Origin of the sequence: Halomonas sp. SIMBA_159, from assembly GCF_046536035.1 — a bacterium.
In the GTDB taxonomy this organism is placed as follows: Bacteria; Pseudomonadota; Gammaproteobacteria; order Pseudomonadales; family Halomonadaceae; genus Vreelandella; species Vreelandella venusta_A.
In genome coordinates, this window is the sequence record NZ_JAWJBT010000366.1 from 1 (window position 1) to 279 (window position 279).

Sequence of the window (279 nt, forward strand, 5' to 3'; positions counted from 1 at the left end):
GTCAACGCCGTCAATCCCGGCCCGACCGACACCAATTGGATGGACGAGGATATCCGCGCTTCCCTGCGGCCAAAATTCGGGTTGGGGCGCATAGGAAAGCCGGAAGATGCGGCAAACCTAATCGCTTTTCTGGCCAGCGAAGAAGGCGGCTGGATTACGGGGCAAGTGATTCATTCAGAAGGCGGATTTCTGAGAAGTTAACGCAAAAGCTGCATCTCCTAGTTGAGGAGATGCAGCTTTTTATTTGGCTTAACCCAGGCTCAGCCTGTAAAGATATCG

The 279-nt window shown here is 53.0% G+C and carries 1 protein-coding gene; it reads left to right on the forward strand.

The window, feature by feature from the left end; translation table 11 throughout:
• Window positions 1–201: SDR family oxidoreductase (locus R0J87_RS19640; RefSeq protein ID WP_498888354.1), on the forward strand; the 201-nt coding region annotated here is incomplete at its 5' end.
• Window positions 202–279: the final 78 nt, after the last annotated feature.